Origin of the sequence: Sphingobium phenoxybenzoativorans (assembly GCF_018286635.1) — a bacterium.
Taxonomy (GTDB): Bacteria; Pseudomonadota; Alphaproteobacteria; order Sphingomonadales; family Sphingomonadaceae; genus Sphingobium; species Sphingobium phenoxybenzoativorans.
Window position 1 is genome coordinate 4,044,575 of sequence record NZ_CP073910.1, and the last position, 20,327, is coordinate 4,064,901.

General features: G+C 64.9%; 22 protein-coding genes, 1 tRNA gene, 1 pseudogene and 1 other annotated feature. Of the genes and pseudogenes, 16 read left to right on the forward strand and 8 right to left on the reverse strand.

Translation table 11 applies throughout. The features are described 5' to 3' along the window. The first annotated feature begins 43 nt into the window (after positions 1-43). The gene (gene arsC, locus KFK14_RS20090; protein WP_212608943.1) at positions 44-388 is read left to right on the forward strand and encodes an arsenate reductase (glutaredoxin); all 345 of its coding nucleotides are present in this window, start codon (positions 44-46) and stop codon (positions 386-388) included. A gap of 316 nt (positions 389-704) precedes the next feature. Beyond that, positions 705-1,454 carry a ParA family protein gene (locus KFK14_RS20095; RefSeq protein WP_212608944.1) on the forward strand — a complete coding sequence of 250 codons (750 nt, stop codon included), beginning with the start codon at positions 705-707 and terminating at the stop codon, positions 1,452-1,454. Positions 1,455-1,636: 182 nt separating this feature from the next. On the opposite strand, the gene KFK14_RS20100 is transcribed toward KFK14_RS20095, so the two are convergent. Both KFK14_RS20100 and KFK14_RS20105 read right to left on the reverse strand, forming a co-directional pair. Continuing rightward, complete coding sequence (locus KFK14_RS20100) at positions 1,637-3,916, reverse strand: putative bifunctional diguanylate cyclase/phosphodiesterase (RefSeq protein ID WP_212608945.1); 2,280 nt, start codon at positions 3,914-3,916, stop codon at positions 1,637-1,639. A gap of 172 nt (positions 3,917-4,088) precedes the next feature. Then, positions 4,089-5,828: a fatty acyl-AMP ligase gene (locus tag KFK14_RS20105; RefSeq protein ID WP_212608946.1), complete on the reverse strand. Its 1,740-nt coding sequence runs from the start codon at positions 5,826-5,828 to the stop codon at positions 4,089-4,091. A gap of 225 nt (positions 5,829-6,053) precedes the next feature. On the opposite strand from KFK14_RS20105, the gene KFK14_RS20110 reads away from it, so the two are divergent. From KFK14_RS20110 to KFK14_RS24130, 5 genes and pseudogenes are all read left to right on the forward strand, one after another. Further along, positions 6,054-6,524, forward strand: coding sequence for a regulatory protein RecX (locus tag KFK14_RS20110; RefSeq protein WP_246525071.1), 471 nt, complete (start codon positions 6,054-6,056; stop codon positions 6,522-6,524). 81 nt (positions 6,525-6,605) lie between these two features. Beyond that, a complete protein-coding gene (locus KFK14_RS20115) occupies positions 6,606-7,145 on the forward strand; it encodes a DUF192 domain-containing protein (RefSeq protein WP_212608948.1) in 540 nt (179 codons plus the stop codon). 332 nt (positions 7,146-7,477) lie between these two features. Beyond that, positions 7,478-8,710, forward strand: a complete 1,233-nt coding sequence (locus KFK14_RS20120; RefSeq protein WP_212608949.1) for a glycosyltransferase family 87 protein — start codon at positions 7,478-7,480, stop codon at positions 8,708-8,710. Positions 8,711-8,721: 11 nt separating this feature from the next. Then, positions 8,722-9,120 carry an NADH:ubiquinone oxidoreductase subunit NDUFA12 gene (locus tag KFK14_RS20125; RefSeq protein ID WP_070157173.1) on the forward strand — a complete coding sequence of 133 codons (399 nt, stop codon included), beginning with the start codon at positions 8,722-8,724 and terminating at the stop codon, positions 9,118-9,120. A 221-nt stretch (positions 9,121-9,341) separates the two neighbouring features. Then, positions 9,342-9,512: pseudogene (locus KFK14_RS24130) on the forward strand (DUF2155 domain-containing protein); the annotation flags it as partial. 35 nt (positions 9,513-9,547) lie between these two features. On the opposite strand, the gene aat reads toward KFK14_RS24130, so the two are convergent. Both aat and KFK14_RS20140 read right to left on the reverse strand, forming a co-directional pair. Then, a complete protein-coding gene (aat, locus tag KFK14_RS20135; RefSeq protein ID WP_212608950.1) occupies positions 9,548-10,312 on the reverse strand; it encodes a leucyl/phenylalanyl-tRNA--protein transferase in 765 nt (254 codons plus the stop codon). A 137-nt stretch (positions 10,313-10,449) separates the two neighbouring features. Next, complete coding sequence (locus KFK14_RS20140; RefSeq protein ID WP_212608951.1) at positions 10,450-11,286, reverse strand: TylF/MycF/NovP-related O-methyltransferase; 837 nt, start codon at positions 11,284-11,286, stop codon at positions 10,450-10,452. 225 nt (positions 11,287-11,511) lie between these two features. Beyond that, positions 11,512-11,564 (reverse strand) — a sequence feature (sul1 is cis-regulatory element that is thought to sense ions involved in sulfur or methionine metabolism; They are found in Alphaproteobacteria). 289 nt (positions 11,565-11,853) lie between these two features. Here KFK14_RS20140 and KFK14_RS20145 point away from each other — a divergent pair. The 9 genes from KFK14_RS20145 (at position 11,854) to KFK14_RS20185 (ending at position 17,435) form a co-directional block, all read left to right on the forward strand. Further along, positions 11,854-11,929 (forward strand) — tRNA-Trp (locus KFK14_RS20145). A 168-nt stretch (positions 11,930-12,097) separates the two neighbouring features. Then, on the forward strand, positions 12,098-12,304 hold the full coding sequence (gene secE / locus KFK14_RS20150) for a preprotein translocase subunit SecE (protein WP_070157180.1): 207 nt from the start codon (positions 12,098-12,100) through the stop codon (positions 12,302-12,304). Between the two features lie 29 nt (positions 12,305-12,333). Further along, positions 12,334-12,870, forward strand: a complete 537-nt coding sequence (gene nusG, locus KFK14_RS20155) for a transcription termination/antitermination protein NusG (RefSeq protein ID WP_070157181.1) — start codon at positions 12,334-12,336, stop codon at positions 12,868-12,870. Positions 12,871-13,128: 258 nt separating this feature from the next. After that, complete coding sequence (rplK, locus tag KFK14_RS20160; RefSeq protein ID WP_070157183.1) at positions 13,129-13,560, forward strand: 50S ribosomal protein L11; 432 nt, start codon at positions 13,129-13,131, stop codon at positions 13,558-13,560. A 3-nt stretch (positions 13,561-13,563) separates the two neighbouring features. Further along, complete coding sequence (gene rplA, locus KFK14_RS20165) at positions 13,564-14,262, forward strand: 50S ribosomal protein L1 (protein ID WP_212608952.1); 699 nt, start codon at positions 13,564-13,566, stop codon at positions 14,260-14,262. A gap of 201 nt (positions 14,263-14,463) precedes the next feature. Further along, entirely contained in the window at positions 14,464-14,763 is a 300-nt protein-coding gene (locus KFK14_RS20170) for a GIY-YIG nuclease family protein (RefSeq protein WP_212608953.1), read from the forward strand. Positions 14,764-15,144: 381 nt separating this feature from the next. Next, positions 15,145-15,660 (forward strand): 50S ribosomal protein L10, encoded by a 516-nt coding sequence (gene rplJ, locus KFK14_RS20175; RefSeq protein WP_212608954.1) that lies wholly within the window; start codon positions 15,145-15,147, stop codon positions 15,658-15,660. A gap of 61 nt (positions 15,661-15,721) precedes the next feature. After that, complete coding sequence (gene rplL, locus KFK14_RS20180) at positions 15,722-16,102, forward strand: 50S ribosomal protein L7/L12 (RefSeq protein WP_070157190.1); 381 nt, start codon at positions 15,722-15,724, stop codon at positions 16,100-16,102. Positions 16,103-16,808: 706 nt separating this feature from the next. Next, positions 16,809-17,435 carry an energy transducer TonB gene (locus KFK14_RS20185; protein WP_212608955.1) on the forward strand — a complete coding sequence of 209 codons (627 nt, stop codon included), beginning with the start codon at positions 16,809-16,811 and terminating at the stop codon, positions 17,433-17,435. Positions 17,436-17,520: 85 nt separating this feature from the next. On the opposite strand, the gene KFK14_RS20190 is transcribed toward KFK14_RS20185, so the two are convergent. The 4 genes from KFK14_RS20190 to KFK14_RS20205 are packed head-to-tail and all read right to left on the reverse strand — an operon-like array spanning position 17,521 to position 20,317. After that, entirely contained in the window at positions 17,521-17,916 is a 396-nt protein-coding gene (locus tag KFK14_RS20190) for a nuclear transport factor 2 family protein (protein WP_212608956.1), read from the reverse strand. Between the two features lie 4 nt (positions 17,917-17,920). After that, the gene (gene fghA / locus KFK14_RS20195) at positions 17,921-18,775 is read right to left on the reverse strand and encodes an S-formylglutathione hydrolase (RefSeq protein WP_212611245.1); all 855 of its coding nucleotides are present in this window, start codon (positions 18,773-18,775) and stop codon (positions 17,921-17,923) included. Between the two features lie 10 nt (positions 18,776-18,785). After that, the gene (locus KFK14_RS20200; RefSeq protein ID WP_070158199.1) at positions 18,786-19,166 is read right to left on the reverse strand and encodes a VOC family protein; all 381 of its coding nucleotides are present in this window, start codon (positions 19,164-19,166) and stop codon (positions 18,786-18,788) included. A 38-nt stretch (positions 19,167-19,204) separates the two neighbouring features. Next, the gene (locus KFK14_RS20205) at positions 19,205-20,317 is read right to left on the reverse strand and encodes an S-(hydroxymethyl)glutathione dehydrogenase/class III alcohol dehydrogenase (protein WP_212608957.1); all 1,113 of its coding nucleotides are present in this window, start codon (positions 20,315-20,317) and stop codon (positions 19,205-19,207) included. Positions 20,318-20,327: the final 10 nt, after the last annotated feature.

Consider the following 20,327-nt stretch of genomic DNA (forward strand, 5'->3'; position numbering starts at 1 on the left):
TCGCTCGAAGCGAACGGAGAGTGGGAGACATAACGGAGACGGCATGAAAGCGACCATCTGGCATAACCCGCGCTGCTCCAAGTCGCGTCAGGCGCTGGCGATCCTTGAGGACACACCGGGCGTCGAAGTCGAGATCGTCGAATATCTCAAGACCCCGCCCAGCCGCGCGGACCTTGCCGCCACCTACGCCCGCGCCGGCATCGCCCCGCGCGATGGCCTGCGCAAAGGCGAGGATATCGCGAAGGAGCTTGGCCTTGCCAATGCCAGCGACGACGCCATCCTCGACGCCATGGCGCAGCACCCGATCCTGATCGAGCGCCCGCTGGTCATCACGGAAAAAGGCGTCCGCATCGGCCGCCCGCCGGAAGCCATCCGCGAAATCCTCTGACGATCACCCCTCTCCCGCTTGCGGGAGAGGGAGGGGCCTGTCGCGTAGCGACGGGAGGGTGAGGGGCTTGCCTCTGCGCAAGACGATGCTCGAAATCCTCTGACGGATTCGCGACCGCCCTCAACCCTCGTCATCCCGGACTTGATCCGGGATCCCGCTTTCTTAAAAAAACGGAAGTTCAGCGGGACCCCGGGTCAGGCCCGGGGTGACGAAACAATGCGGACGGTGCACAGAGTCGCTTCGCCCCGTCTCCAATCCGTAACAAATCCCATGTTTAGCCTTCCCAAAGAAGGCGCGCGGGCATAGCCTTGCCGTCATGAGCAAGGACGTCGATTTGGCCACGATCGCGGTCTACAGCCTGAAGGGGGGCGTCGGTAAGACGACCTTCGCGATCAACCTGTCCTGGGCGTCGGCCGTCATCTCGAAACGCCGCACGCTGCTGTGGGATCTTGATCCGCAAGCGGCCGCCACATGGCTGCTGTCCGCCGACCGGTCCGGCCGCGACGCGGCGCAGGCGATCTTCAGCAAGGATGTCGACGTCCGCTCGCTGATCCGCCCGTCCACCGTGCCCGGCATAGACCTGATCGCCGCCGACACGTCCCTGCGCGGCCTGGACCGCCTGCTGTTCGACCTGGGCAAGAAGAAGCGCCTGGCGAAGCTTATCGAGACGCTGGGCAAGGAATATGACCGGATCATCCTCGATTGCCCGCCGGGCCTCACCGAAACCAGCGAACAGGTGCTGCGCGCCGCCGATCTTGTGATCGTGCCGGTGATCCCCGCCCCGCTCTCTCAGCGCGCGCTGGGCGAGGTTGCGCGCTATCTGGTGCAGCGCGGCGGACGGCATGCGCCGATCCTGCCGGTCTTTTCAATGGTCGACCGCCGCCGCGGCCTGCACCGCGCGGCGCTGGAGGAACAGCCGAGCTGGCCGGTCATGCCCATGGCCAGCGCCGTCGAGCAGATGACGGTGAAGCACAAGCCGCTGGGCGAGTTCGCGCCGACAAGTCCCGCCGCGCGGGAGTTCGCCACTCTGTGGACCGGAATTGAGCGGCGGCTGGCCAAGGGGTAGTTTGAACGTCGCAACGTCCCGTCTTAATCCGTTCGCCCTGAGCGAAGTCGAAGCCTGTCCTGAGCGACTGCGGCAAGCAGGCAGTCGAAGGGCTTTGCCGAACGCAGTGAGGTGCCTTCGCCTCCGCTCAGACGAGGGCTTCGACAAGCTCAGCCCGAACGGGAGAAAGTGAGGGCCCTATCTCACGCCACCGCGCTGATGCCGCCCCTGCCGAACAGCGACCGGGCTTCCTCCGCCGGCATCGGGCGGCCGAAATAATAGCCCTGAATCTTGGTGCATCCCAGCCGGTTGACCATCTCGACCTCGCTCTCGGTCTCCACGCCTTCCGCGGTCGTCGCCATGCCCAGGCTTTCGGCCAGCGCCACCACGGCGCGGACGATGGCCAGGCTTTCGGGCACGTTCCGCGATGCGCCGACCACGAAGCTGCGGTCCACCTTGATCGTGCTGAACCGCGTGCGGCTGAGATAGCCGAGCGAGGAATAGCCGGTGCCGAAATCGTCGAGCGACAGCTTGATGCCCAACGCCAATATCTGCTCCAGCACCTGCGTCGCGCTGGTGTCGTCGCGCATGAATACGCTCTCGGTCACTTCCAGCTCCAGCCGGTGCGCGGGCAGGCCGGACTGGGCCAGGGCCGACATCACCGTCGATACGAAGCTGGGATGGCTTAATTGCTCGGCGGAGACATTCACGGCGACGCGGACATTGGCGGGCCAGTGCATCGCTTCATGGCAGGCGGTGCGCAGCACCCATTCGCCGATCGGCGCGATCAGGCGCGCATCCTCGGCCACCGGGATGAACTTGGCTGGCGAGATCGGCCCCATTTCCGGGTGGGTCCAGCGGATCAGCGATTCGAACCCTTCGACCGCGCCCGTCTTGGCGCTCACCACCGGCTGATAGACGACGCTGAGCTGCTGCTTCTCCAGCGCCTCGCGCAGCGCGACCTCCAGCGTGCGGCGCTCCTCGGCATGCAGGTGCAACCTCGGCTCATAATGGCAATGCTTGCCGCCGCCTTCCTCCTTGGCGCGATACAGCGCAAGGTCGGCGCTGCGGATCAGCGTCTCGGTCGTGCGCCCGTCGCGCGGGGCGAGGGCCGACCCGATGCTCGCGCCGATATAGAGCGTATGCTGATCGACCTCATAGGGGCGCGACAGCAGCTCGATCGTCGCTTCCGCGACCTGATCGACATAATGGGTGTCCACCACTTCGCGGATGACGATGGCGAACTCGTCGCCGCCGATGCGCCCGCACAGCTCGTTGCTGGAACAGACCTGGCGGAGCCGCTCCGCGACCCGCTGCAACAGCCGGTCGCCGATCTGATGGCCCAGCGTATCGTTCACCGCCTTGAACCGGTCGAGGTCGATCATCAGGAAGGCGCAGCGGCTGTTCCACCGCTCAACGCCCTCCAGCGCGCTCTGCAGCGCGTCGGACAGTTGCAGACGGTTGGGCAGGTCGGTCAGCGCGTCGAAACGGGCGAGCTGCGCGATCTTGTCGGCCGATTCGCGCTGCACCGTCACGTCGGAGCCGACGCCGCGGAACCCCAGATAGGCGCCCTTCTCGTCCACGCGCGGAGAGGCGGACAATTCCCACCAGCGGATTTCGCCGGCGATCTCGACCGGAATGATGATGTTGCTGAAGCTCTCGCGCCGTTTCAGCTTCTCGGCCAGGTCGTGCAGGGCGGCGGCGAACTTGCCGCTTTCCCATGCGCTGCCCGCAAGGATCTGCACCAGCGGCTTGCCTTCCAGCTCGGCCGGCTCGACGCCCATGATGCTGGCGAAGCGCGACGACACGCCGTTGATCCGCCGGGCGGCGTCGGTCTGCCACAGCCAGTCGGACCCGGTATCCTCATATTCGCGCAGCAGCAGGCTGACGACCGCGCTCTTTTCCTCCAGCTCGGTGCTGGTGCTCAGTTGCTTGCCGAACTCCCGCGCATGCTTGAGGCTCGCGATCAGCAGGACCAGCGCGTAGCAGGCGACCAGCGCGGGCAACTGCTTCATGTCCCAGAACAGCAGGATGCTGCCGACCCCGGTGGGCAGCAGGAAACCGATCGTGGCGAAGGGCAAGGCCGCGAAAGCGACCGCCGCGCCCACCATCAGGCAACTTGTCAATGTCCAGATCGCAACGACCTGCGCCGCATCCGCATCCCGCCCCAGCATCAGCATCGCCGCGGTCCAGGACAGGCCCTGCCCCATGGCGGTCAGGCCGTGGACGATGACGGACCGGCCAGTCACCCCGGCATATTCGTGCCGGATTCGCTCGCGGCTCTGGCGCGCGGGCAGAAGGATGAACAGCATCGCAAACGCCGTCCAGCCGAGCAGCGCGCGGATATCGGCGGTGGCGTAGAATATGCTCCAGACGAACACCAGGGCGGAAAGATACAGCACCACCCGCAGCATCATCAGCCGGTCGGAGGACCAGAGCTGAGCGCGGTACAGCTTCTCGGCATCGACCGCGCGCGGCTTCATGAACCCCGCAAGCACGAGCAGCGGGAGCTTTTCGGGGGCGGGCCCGGATTGGGAGTGCTTGATTTCCGACGTCACGCCTGCGGTCTAGACGACCCAAGGTTAGCAACCGGTAAGCGCAAGCCCCCAATTCGTCGTATTTCTGCGAAAAAGTGCCCGAAATGGGTTAATTTCGTCAGGCAGCGATGTCGTAAGGCCGGATTTCGCCGGAAAGATACAGGTTCCGCGCCTTCGACCGGCTGAGTTTGCCTGAGCTTGTCCGGGGCAGCGTGCGCGGCGGCACCAGCTCCACGACGCAGTTCATGCCGGTGATGGCCCGCACCCGCTCGCGGATCTGGTCGCGCAGGCGCGAACGCTCCTCATTGTCGGACGTGCGGCAATGCACCAGCACGGCGGGCGCTTCCTCGCCGCCCGGCGTGGTGATCGCAAAGGCGGCGATATCGCCCTGCTTGAAGCCGGGAAGCTGCTCCACCGCCCATTCGATATCCTGCGGCCAGTGGTTCTTGCCGTTGATGATGATCATGTCCTTGGCGCGGCCGACAATGTAGAGATAGCCGTCGCCCAGATAGCCCATGTCGCCGGTGTCCAGCCATCCGTCGACCATGCAGGCGTCGGTCGCCTCCTGATCGCGGAAATAACCGACCATCAGGCTCGGCCCGGTGGTCCACACCTTGCCGATGCGCCGGTCGGCCAGCACGGAGCCGTCCTCGTCGCGGATTTCGACGATCATGTCCTTGGCGGGCTTGCCGCAATTGACGATGGCGCGGAACCGCTGCGGGCGGCCCTCCAGCGCGTCGCCGCCCGAAAGGTCGGTTTCCTCGACCAGCTCGACGACAATGCCCTCGCCCGGCGGCATGATGGTGACGGCCAGCGTCGCCTCAGCCAGGCCATAGCTGGGCAGGAAGGCGGTCGGCGCGAAGCCCGCATCGCCGAATGCATCGACGAAGCTCTGCATCACGTCCGGGCGGATCATGTCGGCGCCATTGCCCGCCAGCCGCCAGCGGGACAGGTCGAACCGGTCGGCCGCCTTGGTCTGGCTGGACATGCGCCGCGCGCAGATGTCGTAGCCGAAAGTCGGCGAATAGCTGATCGAGGTGCCTTCGTTGCGGCTGATCAGGTCCAGCCACGCCAGCGGACGGCGGGCGAAATCCTCGGTTTTCATATAGTCGGTCGACACCTGGTTGGCGACGACGGACAGGAAGCAGCCGACCAGCCCCATGTCATGATACCAGGGCAGCCAGCTTATGCAGCGGTCGCTGTCCTGCAATTCCATGCCGTGACTATGCGCCGACAGGTTGCTCAGCAGCGCATGGTGAGTGACGGCGACGCCATGCGGGAAGCGGGTCGATCCGCTGCTATATTGCAGATAGGCAATATCCTCGCTCGCCGCCTGGGGCAGCGGGCACTGCCGCGCCTCGGTGGCGATGAACGCCTGATAGGATATCGGCTCCACGCCCTTCTGCCGCGCGGCCTCCGCCGCCATGTCGGACAGTTCGTCGGGGAAGAACAGCGCCTTGGGATCGCAGCTTGAAAGCTGGACGACGAGCTGGTCGATATAGCTTTCCTTGCCGCCGAAGCTGGTCGGCAGCGGCAAAGGCACCGGCCATGCGCCCGCATAGACGATGCCGAAGAACATCTGCGCGAATTCCGGCCCGGTCTCGGCGATCAGGGCGATGCGGTCATGCGGCCGCACGCCGTGCGCGATCAGGCGATAGGCGCATTCGATGGCGTCGCTGCGCAACTCGGCATAGCTGTAGGCCTGCGCCAGATTGCCGCGCGGATCGTGGAAATTCAGCCCGCGTTTTCCGCGTGCGGCATAATCCAGCGCCTCGCCAAGCGTAGCGAAATCCGAAAAGCGACGCGGCAATTCGTCCTGCGTCGGTGTGGCAATCAGGTTGGTCCGCGAACCCGTCATACTGGTTTCACCCAATGTCACTATCCATAAGGTTTCTGGTGCCCCCGGCTATTTTATTGTTACCGGATGGAACCGCATACTGCACTCCAGCCTGCGCTTCTAGCCCACAAGGCGCGTTCAAATTCCGGCCCGACTGTGGCACAAAGATGGCGCGTGACCCAAAACTCAGCGAAAACCCGCGAAAAACGGCCCATACCGCCCCTCGATGACGCGCGGCTGAACGAAATGGCTTTACGCTATGTCGGGCGCTACGCCACCACGCGGGCGAAGCTGGCGGCCTATCTTCACCGGAAATTGCGCGAACGGGGCTGGGCCGGAGACCGCCCCGCCGACCCGGAGGCGATCGTCGCGCGCATGGCGGAGCTGCGCTATGTCGACGATGCTGGCTTTGCCGTGATGAAGGGCGCTGCGCTGGGCAGGCGCGGCTATGGCGCAAGGCGGATCGGAGAAGCGCTGCGCGCCGCCGGGGTCGAGGAACCCGACCGCGCGGAGGCGGAGGACGAAGCGGCGTCCGGCAAATGGGCCACCGCGCAGGCCTTCGCCCGCCGCAAGCGCATCGGCCCCTTCGCACGGGAACCCGCCGACCGCGACATCCGCGAAAAACAGATCGCCGCCTTCCTGCGCGCAGGCCACGACTTCGCGACCGCGCGGGCGTGGGTAAACGCGGAACCGGGAGAAATGCCGGAGGAGGGGTGATGCCGAAGGATGACGAAAAAGCCCTCTCCCGCTTGCGGGAGAGGGCTTTTAGCAGGCCGCAACTTTCTTTACGAAACCCCCATGCGCTTCCCTCTCCTCGCCCCGCTCGCCCTCCTCGCCGCCTGCTCCGCCACGGCCGACAAGCAGGACAACGCCAGCACCGGGGCAGCCACAGCAGCCCGCCCGGCGACCATCCCTCTCATCATCACCGCCAATGGCAAGGCGCACCGCTTCGACGTCGAGATCGCGCTGACGAAGGAAGAACAGGCCAAGGGCCTGATGTTCCGCAAATCCCTCGCCCCCGATGGCGGCATGGTGTTCCCGATGTCGCCGCCGCGCACCGCGAGTTTCTGGATGGAGAACACCTTCATCCCGCTCGACATGATCTTCGTGCGCACGGACGGCACCATCGCCATGCTCGCCGCGAACACGAAACCCTATTCGCGGGAGCCGGTGTCGGCGGGCGTGCCGGTGGCGGGCATCGTCGAACTGGCGGGCGGCCGCGCAGCCGAACTCGGCATCGACGACAAGGCGACCGTCCAATGGGGCAACTGCGCCGCCCCCGCCCGCCCCGACGAGGCATGGGACAGTTTGAATTTCTGTCCGGCGAACGGGCGCTAGAAGATAAGCGCCGTACTCCTGCGCAGGCAGGAGTCCAGTCCCGCCGTCTGAACTGGGCTCCTGCGTTGGCTTCGCCGCCCTTCGGGTCGCAGGAGCACGCCGCATTTCCACCCCTTCCTTTCTCTCCGGGCGTAGAGCTTCCAGCCGTAGAGCTTATGCTCCGAACCCAACCACCGTTCGGGCTGAGCGAAGTCGAAGCCCTCTGCTGAGCGGAGCGAAGCGCCTCACTCCGTTCGGCCGGGTCCTTCGACTTCGCTCAGGACGAACGGCAAATAATTCGGAACCCCACCCCGCTAACCAAATATGAACGCCCCATTAGCTATATCCCGCCCATGGGACGCGGCATCTTCCGGAACATCGTCATCGAGGCGCAATGGCTGAACGACAGCCGCGCACGCGGCTATGCGCGCCTCCTCGCCATCCTGTTCCCTCTCGCCGCCCTGCTCTGGACCCTCGCCTCGCTCAGCGGGAAATCCCCAAACGGCGAACCGCTCGGCACGGATTTCCTCAGCTTCTGGACAGCCTCCCAACTCGCCCTCGCGGGAAATCCCGCCGCGCCCTATGACCCGTCCGCCCACCACGCCGCGCAGATCGCGGTCATGGGCTGGGACCCCGGCTATTTCGCCTTCTTCTACCCGCCCCCCTATCTGCTGGCCTGCCTGCCGCTCGCCCTGCTGCCCTATGCCGCGGCGCTGGCGGCATGGATCGCGCTCACCGGCCTCGCCTATCTCAAGATGCTGCGCGCCTGGACCGATGATCCCCATATCTGGATCACCATGCTCGCCTTCCCGGCGACGCTCATCAATGCAGGGCATGGCCAGAACGGCTTCCTGACCGCCGCGCTTGTCGGTGGCGGCCTGATCCTGATGGATCGCAAGCGCCCCTGGCTGGCGGGCCTGCTGCTCGGCGCGCTGGTCATCAAGCCGCATCTGGCGATCCTCCTCCCCCTCGCCCTTGCGGCGCGCGGCGAGTGGCGCGCCTTCCTCGCCACCGGCCTTGGCGCAATCCTCTGGGCCGCCCTGTCCTTCCTCGCCTTCGGGCCGGAGGCATGGCATGGCTTCCTCGCCGACAGCGCCCTTGCCCGTCAGACGCTCGAACAGGGGCTGGTCGATCCCGCCAAGATGCAGAGCGCCTTCGCCGCCGTGCGGGTCGCGGGAGGATCGCTGACTCAGGCTTACGCCGCGCAGGCCGCCGCCGGAATCGCCGTCGCGCTCACCCTTGCCGCCCTCGCCCGCCTGCGCGCGCCCGCCATGGCGCAGAACGCCGCCTTCGCCCTCGCCGCCATCCTCGCGACGCCTTTCGTGTTCGACTATGACCTGACCTGGATCGCCCTGCCGCTCGGCTGGCTGCTGGTGGAGGGGCGGCGCACCGGCTTCCTGCCTTATGAAAAGCTCGTCATGGCCGCCGCCTTCCTGCTCCCGCTCGTCGGCCGCAGCATCGCCATCGGCCTCCACATCCCCGTCGCGCCCTTCCTGCTCGCCGCCTTGTTCGCGCTTGTCGTCCGCCGCGCGGTTCATGGCGTCTCGCTGAATAGGCTGTTGCCAAGGCGGGCCGCGAACGGCTAAGCGCATCCCTCATGGGAATCCTCGCGAAAATCTTCACCTGGTGGGACGGCGCCACCATCGGCACCTCTTTCTACACCTCCCGCAAGGGATCGAAGGTGGGTGAGGACCATGCCGGCAATGTCTATTATGAGGGCGGCGTCGACGTGATGGGCCGCACCCGCCGCTGGGTGATCTATAACGGCCCGAACGACGCCAGCCGCGTGCCCGCCGAATGGCATGGCTGGCTGCACCACAGCATTGAGGGCGCGCCGGAAAGCTTCCTGCCCCCGCCCCGCATCTGGGAAAAGGAATTCACGCCGAACCAGACCGGTCTCGCCACGGCCTATCGCCCCAGCGGATCGATCGAGATGGGCGGCCGCCGCGCCGCCGCGACCGGCGACTATGAGGCATGGAGCCCCGACGCATCATGATCCGGCTGACGGCGGGGGCGACCCTGCCGCTCCTGCTCCTCCTTGCCGGCTGCGGCAGTGGAGACGAGCTTCCGCAAGCCAATCAGTCCGGCCCGGTGCGGGTCGAGGGCGGCAAGGTCACGGTCAGCCGCGACGCGGAACTGCTGGGCACGCCGATGAAGGAGCGGGTCGCCATTGTCGGCCTGCTCAACAAGCGCAATGGCCTGACCCGCGACCTGAAGATGAAGCCCGGCGAGGCATTGCGCGTCGGCGACGCCATCGTGCGGCTCCAGGCGTGTGAGCAGACCGCGCCATGGGAAAACACCCCCGAAACCGGCGCCTTCGTTCAGCTCGACGTGCGCAGCGCCGCAGACGACAAGTGGCGGCGCGTCTTTTCCGGCTGGCTGTTCAGGAACCGCCCGGAACGCAATGTGGTTCAGCACCCCATCTATGACGTCTGGGTCAAGAGCTGCACGATGGAATGGCCGGAAACCGGTCCCGACACGGTGAAGCTCGGCGACAAGGGCGGGTCACGCCGCAGCGCGTCCGGTGATGCCGCCGACGCCGCCACCGGGAACAATGCCGACGCCGCGCCGGCCGCACCCGCGCCCAGCAGGCCGCGCCCGGCCGCGAACGGCACGCCTTCCACCGCCTCGCCCAGCAACACCAGATAGGCTTTCTGGCTGATCTCCACCGCACCCAGCGAGCGGAGGTGATCGGTCATGAACTGGCAGTCGAGCAGGGTGAAGCCCCCCGCCCGCATATGCCCCACCAGCCAGGCGAGCGCGACCTTCGACGCATCCGTCCTGCGGGAAAACATGCTCTCCCCGAAGAACGCCCGGCCCAGCGCCACGCCGTAAAGCCCGCCGACCAGCTCCTCGCCGTCCCAGCATTCCACCGAATGCGCGAAACCCAGCCCATGCAGATTGCCATAGGCCGCCTCGATCTGCCGGTTGATCCAGGTCGACGGCCGGTCCTCCGCCACCTCGGCGCATTTGGCGACGACTCCGGCGAAATCGGCGTTCACCGTGACCCGGAACCGCTCCCGCCGCACCGTCTTGGCCAGCGAGTGCGACAGGCGGAACCCGTCCAGCGGCAATATCGCCCGCTGCTTCGGCTCCACCCAGTAGATTTCCTCCGCATCCCGGTCGTCGGACATCGGGAACACACCGATGGCATAGGCCTGCAGCAACAGGAGCGGGTCGATCGTCATCTTCCCTGCCTTAAAGCATGTCGGTTGGCATGCGGGAACAGAAAAGCGTCGCCCTATCGGGCGGCCGCCTCACCCCTCGCCGGGCGGACGGCGTGGGGGCGGCGTGGGGGGCGGCATGGGAGGCGCGCGCTGGTCCCTCAGACCGGCAACGCCTCCAGCAATTCCGCCCCGGCCGCCATCGGAATGGCCATCGCCAGCACGCAGGCCGGCATGGCCTTTCTCGTCCGCCTGCGCGTTTTTGCGGCGACCGCCTCGCGCCGCACATGGAAAACGCGTGACGAGGCATTATAGCCCATGATCTCGTTCGCCTTCAAAGACGGGTGCGCCGCCAGGAACTCGGCGAACGCCTCCTTCTGCCCGGCTTTGCCCATCTGCTCGGCCCATCCCCAGTCATCAAACATGATGATCGCCTGCTCCCCGATGAACGGTTCGCAGAACTCCAGCGCCTGTTTGGACGCCGAATAGATGTCGCAATCGATCATGATCAGGCCCGCGCGGGACAGGTTCAGCCGGTCGCGCGTGCCATCGTTCAACGTATCGTCAAACCATCCCTTGACCAGTTCGACGCGGCTCAGGTTCACGCCCTTGCTCGCCAGATGCCGTTTGGTGGCGGGCAGCGTCGACCGGAAGTCGCCCTCGGTCCAGCCTTCCGCTTCCGATCCCGACGGCATCCCCTCAAAGGAATCGAACCCGATCAGCCGGGCCTGCGTCATCCCCGCTTCGGACAGGACCTTGTGAACGCAGGCGAGCGAGCTGCCCCGGCTGACCCCGAACTCCAGATAGTCGCCAAAGGCCGCCGGATCGCCGCTCAGGTCCAGGCTGCGAATGGCGGCCTGCACGCAGCGGCGGAAATCATCCTCCGGCACCAGAGGCACCCACGGCGTCAGCCCCTTGGCCTTCAGCGTCATCCACGCCGCATGTGCGGGCTTTTCCAGACCGGCGATACGGGCCAGCTTCTTGATGATTTTCCTCATGCGCAATGCTCCTGATGGAAGAAACGACAGGATGAGAGGCCGTGCGGACGGCCCCGGACGCGCGCTGCGGTCGCCGGAAGGACAATGACGCCGGCCTTTGGCGGATGTGCGGCATCGCCAGCCCGCGATGGGGCTGCGAAAGGGATTCCGGGCGTAGCGCGAAAATGTTGGACGGCCATTACCGTTACTCGGTCGCAGTCTTGGGAAACTGGGACGAATGACAAACGGTTACCGGGGGTTAGGCGCCCGGACTAGCCACCCGGCATGCCGGGTCCAACGGAGAAACAGAGAGAAACATAAAGCGGGCTGAGGTGTCAATGCATGGTCTTGATCTATGGGACCGGTACGATCCCACATCGGGATTCCCCAAACCATGGTGCCAATTGCGGGCATCAAATGCCGTTCGCCCTGAGCCTGTCGAAGGGCTGTCCTTCACTCCCGAAAGCGCAGGGCTTCGACAGGCTCAGCCCGAACGCTATTTACACATCTGGCAGGGTCTTTCCCGCCATCCCATTCTCCCCTTGCCCTCCCCCGCCCCTTGTCTAAAGCGCCCCTCTCGCGGGATACAGGAGTGTAGCTCAGCTGGTAGAGCGTCGGTCTCCAAAACCGAATGCCGGGGGTTCGAGTCCCTCCACTCCTGCCACGAACCTTTGCGCTGGCCTTGCGCCGGAAACGGCATGGGTTTATGGGCTCGCGGGAATTGGTCGCGAAGCAGTGGCCGCATCCGGGGCGCCGAAAAAGCGGCGAGGCCCGGAGGGCGGCGTATTGCTTCGCGGTTTGGCGTTTGTTTTGAACGGGTTGAGCACGAAAGATGGCAAAGACTTCTCCGGGCGAATTCGTCAATCAGGTGCGCGCAGAGGCCGGCAAGATCGTGTGGCCGACGCGGCGGGAAACGATGATGACGACCGTGATGGTGGTGATCATGACGTCGATTCTCGGCATCTTCTTCTTCGGCATCGACACCTTTTTCGGGGCGATCGTGAAGTGGCTGCTCAGCTTCGCCGCAGGGCAAGCCTGAACGCGGTAGGGAACATTTGAAGGATTAACATGGCGCGCTGGTACATCATCCACGCTTATTCAGGCTTCGAGAACAAGGTCCGCGACCAGATCGTGGCCGATGCCGAGCGCCTGGGCCTCGCCCAGCTCGTCGAATCCGTCGAGGTGCCGACCGAGACCGTGACCGAGGTGCGCCGCGGCAAGAAGATCCAGTCGGAGCGGAAATTCTTCCCCGGCTACGTCCTCGCCAAGCTGTCGATGAACGACGATGTCTATCACCTCGTCAAGAACACGCCGAAGGTGACGGGCTTCCTCGGCTCCTCCGGCAAGCCGCAGGCGATCAGCGAGGCGGAGGCCGCGCGCATCCTTAACACCAAGGAGGAAGCCGCCGCAGCGCCCAAACACAAGATCAACGTCAATTACGAGATTGGCGACAGCGTCAAGGTGTTGGACGGCCCGTTCGCCAGCTTCAACGGCACGGTCGAGGAACTGGATTTCGAAAAGAGCCGCGTAAAGGTCTCCGTCTCGATCTTCGGCCGCGCGACCCCGGTCGAGCTGGACTTCGAACAGGTGGAATTGGCGAAGTAAGAAGGTTCGCCTCTCCCGCCGGGAGAGGCAATGAGACTTGGCAGCTTGCTGCCTAGTCGCAATGGTGAGGGGTTCCGCGCTATCGAAAGCGTCCACCCCCTCTCCAACTACCGCTAGGCGGCACGCCGCCAAGCGTCCGTATCCTCTCCCCCAGGAGAGGATGCAAACCGCGGAAGGCGATCTCCGGACCGCCGCTTGACCGCTAAACTTGAACCGGGAGCGGCGTTCGCGTCTCTCCCAGCAACAGAGTGAGTAAAGATGGCCAAGAAGATTACGGGCTATATCAAGCTCCAGGTGCCCGCTGGAGCCGCCAACCCCTCGCCGCCGATCGGCCCGGCGCTGGGTCAGCGCGGTGTGAACATCATGGAATTCTGCAAGGCGTTCAACGCGTCGACGGAAAAGATGGAAAAGGGCACCCCGCTGCCGACCATCATCACCGTCTATGCCGACCGCAGCTTCTCTTTCACCACCAAGCAGCCGCCCGCGACCTATCTGATCAAGAAGGCGATGAACCTGAAGTCCGGTTCGAAGGAACCCGGCAAGGTCGTCGCTGGCAAGATCAAGCGGTCGCAGCTCGCCGAAATCGCGCAGGCCAAGATGGCCGACCTGAACGCGAACGACATCGACGCGGCGACGAAGATCATCGAAGGCTCCGCCCGCGCGATGGGCCTCGAAGTGGTGGAGGGCTAAGACATGGCGAAGATCACGAAGAAGGCAAAGGCCCTCGCAGCCGCCATCGACAAGGACAAGCTGCACGGCGTCGATGAGGCGCTGGCGCTGATCAAGACCCACGCGACCGCCAAGTTCGACGAGAGCGTCGAGGTGGCGATCAACCTGGGCGTCGATCCCCGCCACGCCGACCAGATGGTCCGCGGCGTCGTCACCCTGCCCGCCGGCACCGGCAAGACCGTGCGCGTCGCCGTGTTCGCCCGTGGCGACAAGGCCGATGCGGCGACCGCCGCCGGCGCTGACGTGGTTGGCGCGGAAGACCTGCTGGAGAGCATCCAGGCCGGCAACATCGATTTCCAGCGCGTCATCGCGACGCCGGACATGATGGGCCTGGTCGGCCGTCTCGGCAAGGTGCTGGGTCCCAAGGGCCTGATGCCGAACCCGAAGCTGGGCACCGTGACCCCGAACGTCGCCGAAGCCGTGAAGGCCGCCAAGGGCGGTCAGATCGAATTCCGCGTCGAAAAGGCCGGCATCATCCACGCCGGTCTGGGCAAGGCGAGCTTCTCGGCCGCTGACCTGCGCAAGAATTTCGACGCCTTCGTCGACGCGATCGTGAAGGCGAAGCCGACCGGCTCGAAGGGCAAGTATGTCCGCAAGATCGCCCTGTCCTCCTCCATGGGTCCGGGCGTGAAGGTCGACGTATCGGAAGTCGCCTCGGCCTGATCCGATGCGCTGAGCCGCCGGCTCATGACCAGACATGAAAAGGCCCCGTCCGCAAGGATGGGGCCTTTTTCTTAGGCGGCCCCGCGATGACTTTCCAGTGCGCCGGAAAGCTTTGGGCGAACGTCTGCAATAGAAAACGCATCTCCCACTCTTCGTCACCCCGGGCTTGACCCGGGGTCCCGCTTTTCTGAAACTCGTGAAATGGCAAAAACGCAGCAGGGCGGATGGGTCTATATCATGGCCGATCGGTATCGCGGTGCTATGTATGTCGGCGTTACTTCCGATCTTCCCTCCCGCATTCACCAGCATCGCTCTGGATCCGGTTCCGATTTCTGCGCCAGATATGGGCTGCTACGGTTGGTTTGGGCAGAACGCGGTGACAATATTGTGGAATGTATAGCGCATGAGAAGCGCATCAAACGCTGGCGGCGCCAATGGAAGTTTGATCTGATTGAGCGTGGCAACCCGGACTGGCGTGATATGTTCGAACGCATCAACTGACAGAGCAGCGGGACCCCGGGTCAAGCCCGGGGTGACGATAGTGTGCCGCATTCCTCATCCCCGGCTGACGATACCCCCACAAAACACGTGACAAACCGCCCTCATCCCGCTAAAGGCCCGCCACCGCATCCTTCGGGGTGCGTCCGTCCGAGACAGTTGGTGAAGGGAATCTGCCCTTCTTAATGTCCAGCCTAGACGGGGAAAAGTTCTTCGCCGGGCGCGCTTTTGCCGTCCGGGTCTGCCTGCCGTTCCCTTGCGGACGATATGGGCCGTCAACCTCTCCCCTTCGGACTTTAAGTCCCCGCCTGGCGGCGCGTGCGCTGCCGTGCGGGTTTTGCCGCCCTCCGGGCTGTTCCGGGGGGGCATGAAGTGGAGAATGGCATGGATCGTAATCAGAAAGCTGAGGTCGTTTCCGCGCTGAACGCCAATCTGAGCGAGATGGGCGTCGTCATCGTGACGCGCAATCTCGGCATGACCGTCGCACAGTCGACCGTCCTGCGCCAGAAGATGCGGGAAGCGGGCGCGTCCTACAAGGTTACGAAGAACCGCCTCGCCAAGATCGCGATCGAGGGCACCCCTTACGCCGCCATCGGCTCTATGCTGACCGGCCCTGTGGGTCTTGCTTCTTCGTCCGATCCGGTCGCCGCCGCCAAGGTTGCGATCGATTTCGCCAAGACCAACGACAAGCTTGAGATCGTTGGCGGCGCGATGGGCGAAGTGCTGCTCGATGCGAACGGCGTGAAGGCGCTCGCATCGATGCCGTCGCTGGATGAACTGCGTGCGAAGATCGTCGGCCTGCTTGTGGCCCCGGCGACCAAGCTCGCGACCGTCACCCAGGCGCCGGCTGCGCAGCTCGCGCGGGTATTCAACGCCTATGCGGAAAAAGAAGCCGCATAAGCGCCCTATCGTTCAGTTGTAATCCTGGGGGTCCGCCCCCGCAGACATTAGGAATATGAAAATGGCAGACATCAATGCACTGGTCGACCAGCTCTCGGCCCTGACCGTCCTCGAAGCCGCTGAGCTTTCCAAGGCTCTGGAAGAGAAGTGGGGCGTTTCCGCCGCCGCTGCCGTCGCCGTAGCCGGCCCGGCCGCTGCCGGTGGCGCCGCTGCCCCGGCTGCTGAAGAGCAGACCGAATTCGACGTCATCCTGACCGGCGACGGCGGCAAGAAGATCAACGTCATCAAGGAAGTCCGCGCCATCACCGGCCTGGGCCTGACCGAAGCCAAGACCCTCGTGGAATCGGCTCCGAAGGCGATCAAGGAAGGCGTCAGCAAGGACGAGGCCGAGAAGGTCAAGAAGCAGCTTGAAGAAGCCGGCGCGACCGTCGAGCTCAAGTAAGCTTTCTTCCGGTTCACCGGACAAGCGAAAGGGCGGTCCCGAAAGGGCCGCCCTTTTTCGCGCCATCAATCGCCCGAACACGCCACATACGCCGCCATCGTCATCCCGGACGTGATCCGCGATCCTGTTGCCCCGCCAGTCAGGCAAGAGGCAGGACCCCGGTTCCCCCGCAGCGGCAAATTGAAAATGTCGGCGAACGACCAAAAGTGCAAAGTCCCGCTCTGCTATTGGCCGTCATCCCGGCGAAAGCCGGGACCCATATCTCCCCCTCGCCAGCCGCCCGTCGAAGGCGAGATGGGTCCCGGCTTTCGCCGGGATGACGAATAACGGCGCCATCTTCGACCATAAGCGGACCTTTTGAATAGCTTTGTGCTCCTGCGAAAGCAGGAGCCTAGGGTTATGTCGCACTACTGCACCCTGGGTTCCTGCGTTCGCAGGAACACGGCGTCTTCGAAAAACCCGCAGTCCGCTTCCCACCCTGTTCCGTCATCCCGCACCTGATGCGGGATCCACTGGCTCTCCGAAGCATGACTGCGCGAAAGCTTGCGCTCTTGGATCCCGGATCAAGTCCGGGATGACGGCAGTCTATTGCGGTGAGCAATGGCATCTCCCCCCCATTATCGACATTTCTCCCGCAAATGGGATTGCCCCCGGCCCGCCGCCTGTCCATCAGTCGGACGAAGCCGCCGCTTGCACATGATGGGAGATGATCGCCATGCTGGGTCTCGCGCTGATGGCGTCCGCCATGGCCGCCGCGCAACCCGTCGCCAATTCGCTGCAGATCACGGCTAGGGATTATCCGGAAAAGGCGGCGGCATCCAATGAGCGCGGTTATGCGCTGTACCGGCTTGTCGTCTCCCCTCAGGGGACCGTTGTCCGCTGCACCACGCGGGGGCGGTCGGCCATCGACAGCGCCATATGCGCGGCGTTGCAGGCGCGGGCGCAGTTTCAACCGGCGACCGATGAACAGGGGCGGCCAACCTTCGGTGTCTACGAAGGGATGATCGCCTTCCGGGTGAAGAACCGGAACATGCCGCCCCGGCCGAACAGAAGCGTCATGACGCTGACGGTGGACAGCCTGCCGGAAGGCGCGGCCAACCCCTCCTATTCCCAGGTGGGATTGCTGGTCGGCCCCGCCGGCGACATTCTGCGCTGCGCGCCGATGCAGCATGATGCTGCACAACCGGCCCATGTCATGAAGGCTCTGGGCGACATATCCTGCACGCAGTTGCCGGGATCGTACCGGCCCGAACCCGCCAGGGACGCCAATGGCGCGGCGGTGGAATCCGTGCAGACGGCGATGGTCCGGTTTGCCCTGCCTGAAAAGCCCTGAGCCTGAAAAGCCCTGAGCCTGAAAAACCCTGAACGTCTGAACGGAAAGGCCGGGCGGTCCTCCCGCCCTATATCCGCCCCCTCCCCTACTCGACCTGCCCCAGCCAATCGTTCAGATTATAATGGTTGCTCACCCGCGCGATCTTCCCGTCGGCGAAATCGAAGAAGGCCCCCACGCGCAGCGCATAGTCCTGCCCGCGCGCCGCGGGCAGGTCGCCATCGGTCTCCAGATAGGTGCCGGTCAGCTTGAACTCCGCCGAACCATGCGCGCCGTCGGCGGACACCATGAACACCGGATCGACCACCGCCTCCCGGTAACAGCGCGCCATATGGTCCCAGAAGTCGCCGAACGCGGCGATCCCGACCCGCGCCTGTCCCTGGCTCGGCTCGTGCAGCACGTCGGGGGCGAGGGTCGCCAGCATCGCCGCCTTGTCGCCCGCATTGAACGCCGAATAATAGGTTTCCAGCAACGCCGCGCTCATCCGATCACCCTTTCAGCCGCTCCGCATGCCATTGCAGATGCGCGGGCATGAAGGTGGAGATGAAATAATAGCTGTGGTCATAGCCCGGCTGAATGGTCAGGCGCAGCTCTATCCCCGCCTTCGCGCACGCCGCCTCCAGCAATTCGGGCCGCAATTCCTTCTCCAGAAACTGGTCCGCCCCGCCCTGATCGACCAGCAGCGCGGGGACGCGCGCGCCATCCTCGATCAGCGCCACGGCATCATGCCTGCGCCATGCCGCCTTGTCATCGCCCAGATAGCCGCCCAGCGCCTTCTGCCCCCAGGGAACCTGCCCCGGCGCGACGATCGGCGCGAAGGCGGACACTGCCCGGAACCGCTCCGGGAAGGACAGACCGATGGTCAGCGCGCCATGCCCGCCCATCGAATGGCCCATGATCGACTGCCGCGTCATATCGGCCGGAAACGCCTCGCCGATCAGCGCGGGAAGCTCCTCCGTCACATAGGACCACATCTTGTAATGCCGCGCGAACGGGTCCTGCGTCGCATCGACATAGAAACCCGCGCCAAGGCCAAAGTCATAGGCCCCTTCCGCATCGTCCGCCACGGCGTTCCCGTTCAGGTCGGGGCCCCGCGGCGAAGTGTCGGGCGCAACGAAGATCAGGCCATGTTCGGCGCAGGCGCGGCGAAACTCGCCCTTCTCCGTTACATTGGCGTGGGTGCAGGTAAGGCCGGAAAGATACCACACGACCGGCAGCTTGGCCCCCGGCGCATGGTCGGGCACGAACACGGAAAAGGTCATGTCCGTGCCCGTCGCGGCGGAGGCGTGGCGATATACGCCCTGCACCCCGCCGAACGCCTTGTTCGTCGATACGCTTTCCAGCCCCATCAGCTCAGGCGTCCCGATATATGGCGCACAGCTTGTTGCCGGCCGGGTCCCGCATATAGGCGAGATACATCGGCCCGAAGCTGCCCTCGCGCACGCCCGGCGGGTCCTCGCAGGTGGAGCCGCCCGCCGCTATCCCGGCCGCGTGCCACGCATCCGTCTGTTCGGCCGACGCCATGGCGAAGCCCAGCGTGCCGCCATTCGCATGGCATGCCGGCTCGCCGTTCACCGGCTTGGTGATCATCAGCATCCCGCCATTATGCATATACATGAAGCGGTTTTCATCGACGGGTATGGCCGGCCCGCCGCCCAGCGCGCCGATCACTGCGTCATAGAATGTCTTGGATTTCTCAAGATCATTGGCGCCAAGCACCACATGGCTGAACATCGGATATCTCCTCTCGCTGTCGATTCAGAGTAAGGTTGTCAGAACAACACCACGCTTCTGATGCTCTTGCCTTCGTGCATCAAGTCGAAACCCTTGTTGATATCCTCCAGGCCCATGACATGGGTGATCATCGGGTCGATCTCGATCTTGCCGGTCATATACATGTCGACGATCTTGGGCACGTCCGTCCGCCCCTTCGCCCCGCCGAACGCCGTGCCGCGCCAGTTGCGGCCGGTGACGAGCTGGAACGGGCGGGTGGAAATCTCCTTGCCCGCTTCCGCCACGCCGATGATGATCGATGTGCCCCAGCCGCGATGGCAGGCTTCCAGCGCGGTGCGCATGACCTCGGTATTGCCGGTCGCGTCGAACGTGTAGTCCGCGCCGCCATCGGTCATCTCCACGACCTTCGCGACGACATCCTCGCGCGACATACCCTTGCTGTTCAGGAAGTCGGTCATGCCGAACTTGCGGCCCCATTCCTCGCGGTCGGGGTTAATGTCCACGCCCACAATCTTGCCCGCGCCCGCGAGGCGCGCGCCCTGGATGACGTTCAGGCCGATGCCGCCCAGCCCGAACACCACCACATTGTCGCCCACCTGCACCTTGGCGGTGTTGACGACCGCGCCGACGCCGGTCGTCACGCCGCAGCCGATATAGCAGCTCGTCTTGAACGGTGCGTCCTCGCGGATCTTCGCCACCGCGATCTCCGGCAGCACCGTGAAGTTGGAGAAGGTGGAGCAGCCCATATAGTGAAAGATCGTCTGCCCCTTGTAGGAAAAGCGGCTCGTCCCGTCGGGCATCAGCCCCTTGCCCTGCGTCGCGCGGATCGCGGTGCACAGGTTGGTCTTGCCCGACAGGCAGGACTTACACTGGCGGCATTCCGGCGTGTAGAGCGGGATCACATGGTCGCCCGGCGTCACGCTGGTCACACCCGCGCCCACCTCGCGCACGATCCCCGCGCCCTCATGCCCCAGGATCGAGGGGAAGATGCCCTCGCTGTCAAAGCCGTCCAGCGTATAGGCGTCGGTGTGGCAGATGCCCGTCGCCATGATCTCCACCAGCACCTCGCCCGCCTTCGGTCCCTCCAGGTCGACCTCGACGATCTCCAGGGGCTTTTTCGCTTCGAAGGCTACGGCGGCGCGGGTTTTCATGGGGCTACTC

Excerpts from the sequence above, each read along its gene's own strand:
- arsC (WP_212608943.1), top strand. The coding sequence starts at position 44 with ATGAAAGCGACCATCTGGCATAACCCGCGCTGCTCCAAGTCGCGTCAG.
- KFK14_RS20095 (WP_212608944.1), top strand. The coding sequence starts at position 705 with ATGAGCAAGGACGTCGATTTGGCCACGATCGCGGTCTACAGCCTGAAG.
- KFK14_RS20100 (WP_212608945.1), bottom strand. The coding sequence starts at position 3,916 with ATGAAGCCGCGCGCGGTCGATGCCGAGAAGCTGTACCGCGCTCAGCTC.
- KFK14_RS20105 (WP_212608946.1), bottom strand. The coding sequence starts at position 5,828 with ATGACGGGTTCGCGGACCAACCTGATTGCCACACCGACGCAGGACGAA.
- KFK14_RS20110 (WP_246525071.1), top strand. The coding sequence starts at position 6,054 with ATGGCTTTACGCTATGTCGGGCGCTACGCCACCACGCGGGCGAAGCTG.
- KFK14_RS20115 (WP_212608948.1), top strand. The coding sequence starts at position 6,606 with ATGCGCTTCCCTCTCCTCGCCCCGCTCGCCCTCCTCGCCGCCTGCTCC.
- KFK14_RS20120 (WP_212608949.1), top strand. The coding sequence starts at position 7,478 with ATGGGACGCGGCATCTTCCGGAACATCGTCATCGAGGCGCAATGGCTG.
- KFK14_RS20125 (WP_070157173.1), top strand. The coding sequence starts at position 8,722 with ATGGGAATCCTCGCGAAAATCTTCACCTGGTGGGACGGCGCCACCATC.
- aat (WP_212608950.1), bottom strand. The coding sequence starts at position 10,312 with ATGACGATCGACCCGCTCCTGTTGCTGCAGGCCTATGCCATCGGTGTG.
- KFK14_RS20140 (WP_212608951.1), bottom strand. The coding sequence starts at position 11,286 with ATGAGGAAAATCATCAAGAAGCTGGCCCGTATCGCCGGTCTGGAAAAG.
- secE (WP_070157180.1), top strand. The coding sequence starts at position 12,098 with ATGGCAAAGACTTCTCCGGGCGAATTCGTCAATCAGGTGCGCGCAGAG.
- nusG (WP_070157181.1), top strand. The coding sequence starts at position 12,334 with ATGGCGCGCTGGTACATCATCCACGCTTATTCAGGCTTCGAGAACAAG.
- rplK (WP_070157183.1), top strand. The coding sequence starts at position 13,129 with ATGGCCAAGAAGATTACGGGCTATATCAAGCTCCAGGTGCCCGCTGGA.
- rplA (WP_212608952.1), top strand. The coding sequence starts at position 13,564 with ATGGCGAAGATCACGAAGAAGGCAAAGGCCCTCGCAGCCGCCATCGAC.
- KFK14_RS20170 (WP_212608953.1), top strand. The coding sequence starts at position 14,464 with ATGGCAAAAACGCAGCAGGGCGGATGGGTCTATATCATGGCCGATCGG.
- rplJ (WP_212608954.1), top strand. The coding sequence starts at position 15,145 with ATGGATCGTAATCAGAAAGCTGAGGTCGTTTCCGCGCTGAACGCCAAT.
- rplL (WP_070157190.1), top strand. The coding sequence starts at position 15,722 with ATGGCAGACATCAATGCACTGGTCGACCAGCTCTCGGCCCTGACCGTC.
- KFK14_RS20185 (WP_212608955.1), top strand. The coding sequence starts at position 16,809 with ATGATCGCCATGCTGGGTCTCGCGCTGATGGCGTCCGCCATGGCCGCC.
- KFK14_RS20190 (WP_212608956.1), bottom strand. The coding sequence starts at position 17,916 with ATGAGCGCGGCGTTGCTGGAAACCTATTATTCGGCGTTCAATGCGGGC.
- KFK14_RS20200 (WP_070158199.1), bottom strand. The coding sequence starts at position 19,166 with ATGTTCAGCCATGTGGTGCTTGGCGCCAATGATCTTGAGAAATCCAAG.
- KFK14_RS20205 (WP_212608957.1), bottom strand. The coding sequence starts at position 20,317 with ATGAAAACCCGCGCCGCCGTAGCCTTCGAAGCGAAAAAGCCCCTGGAG.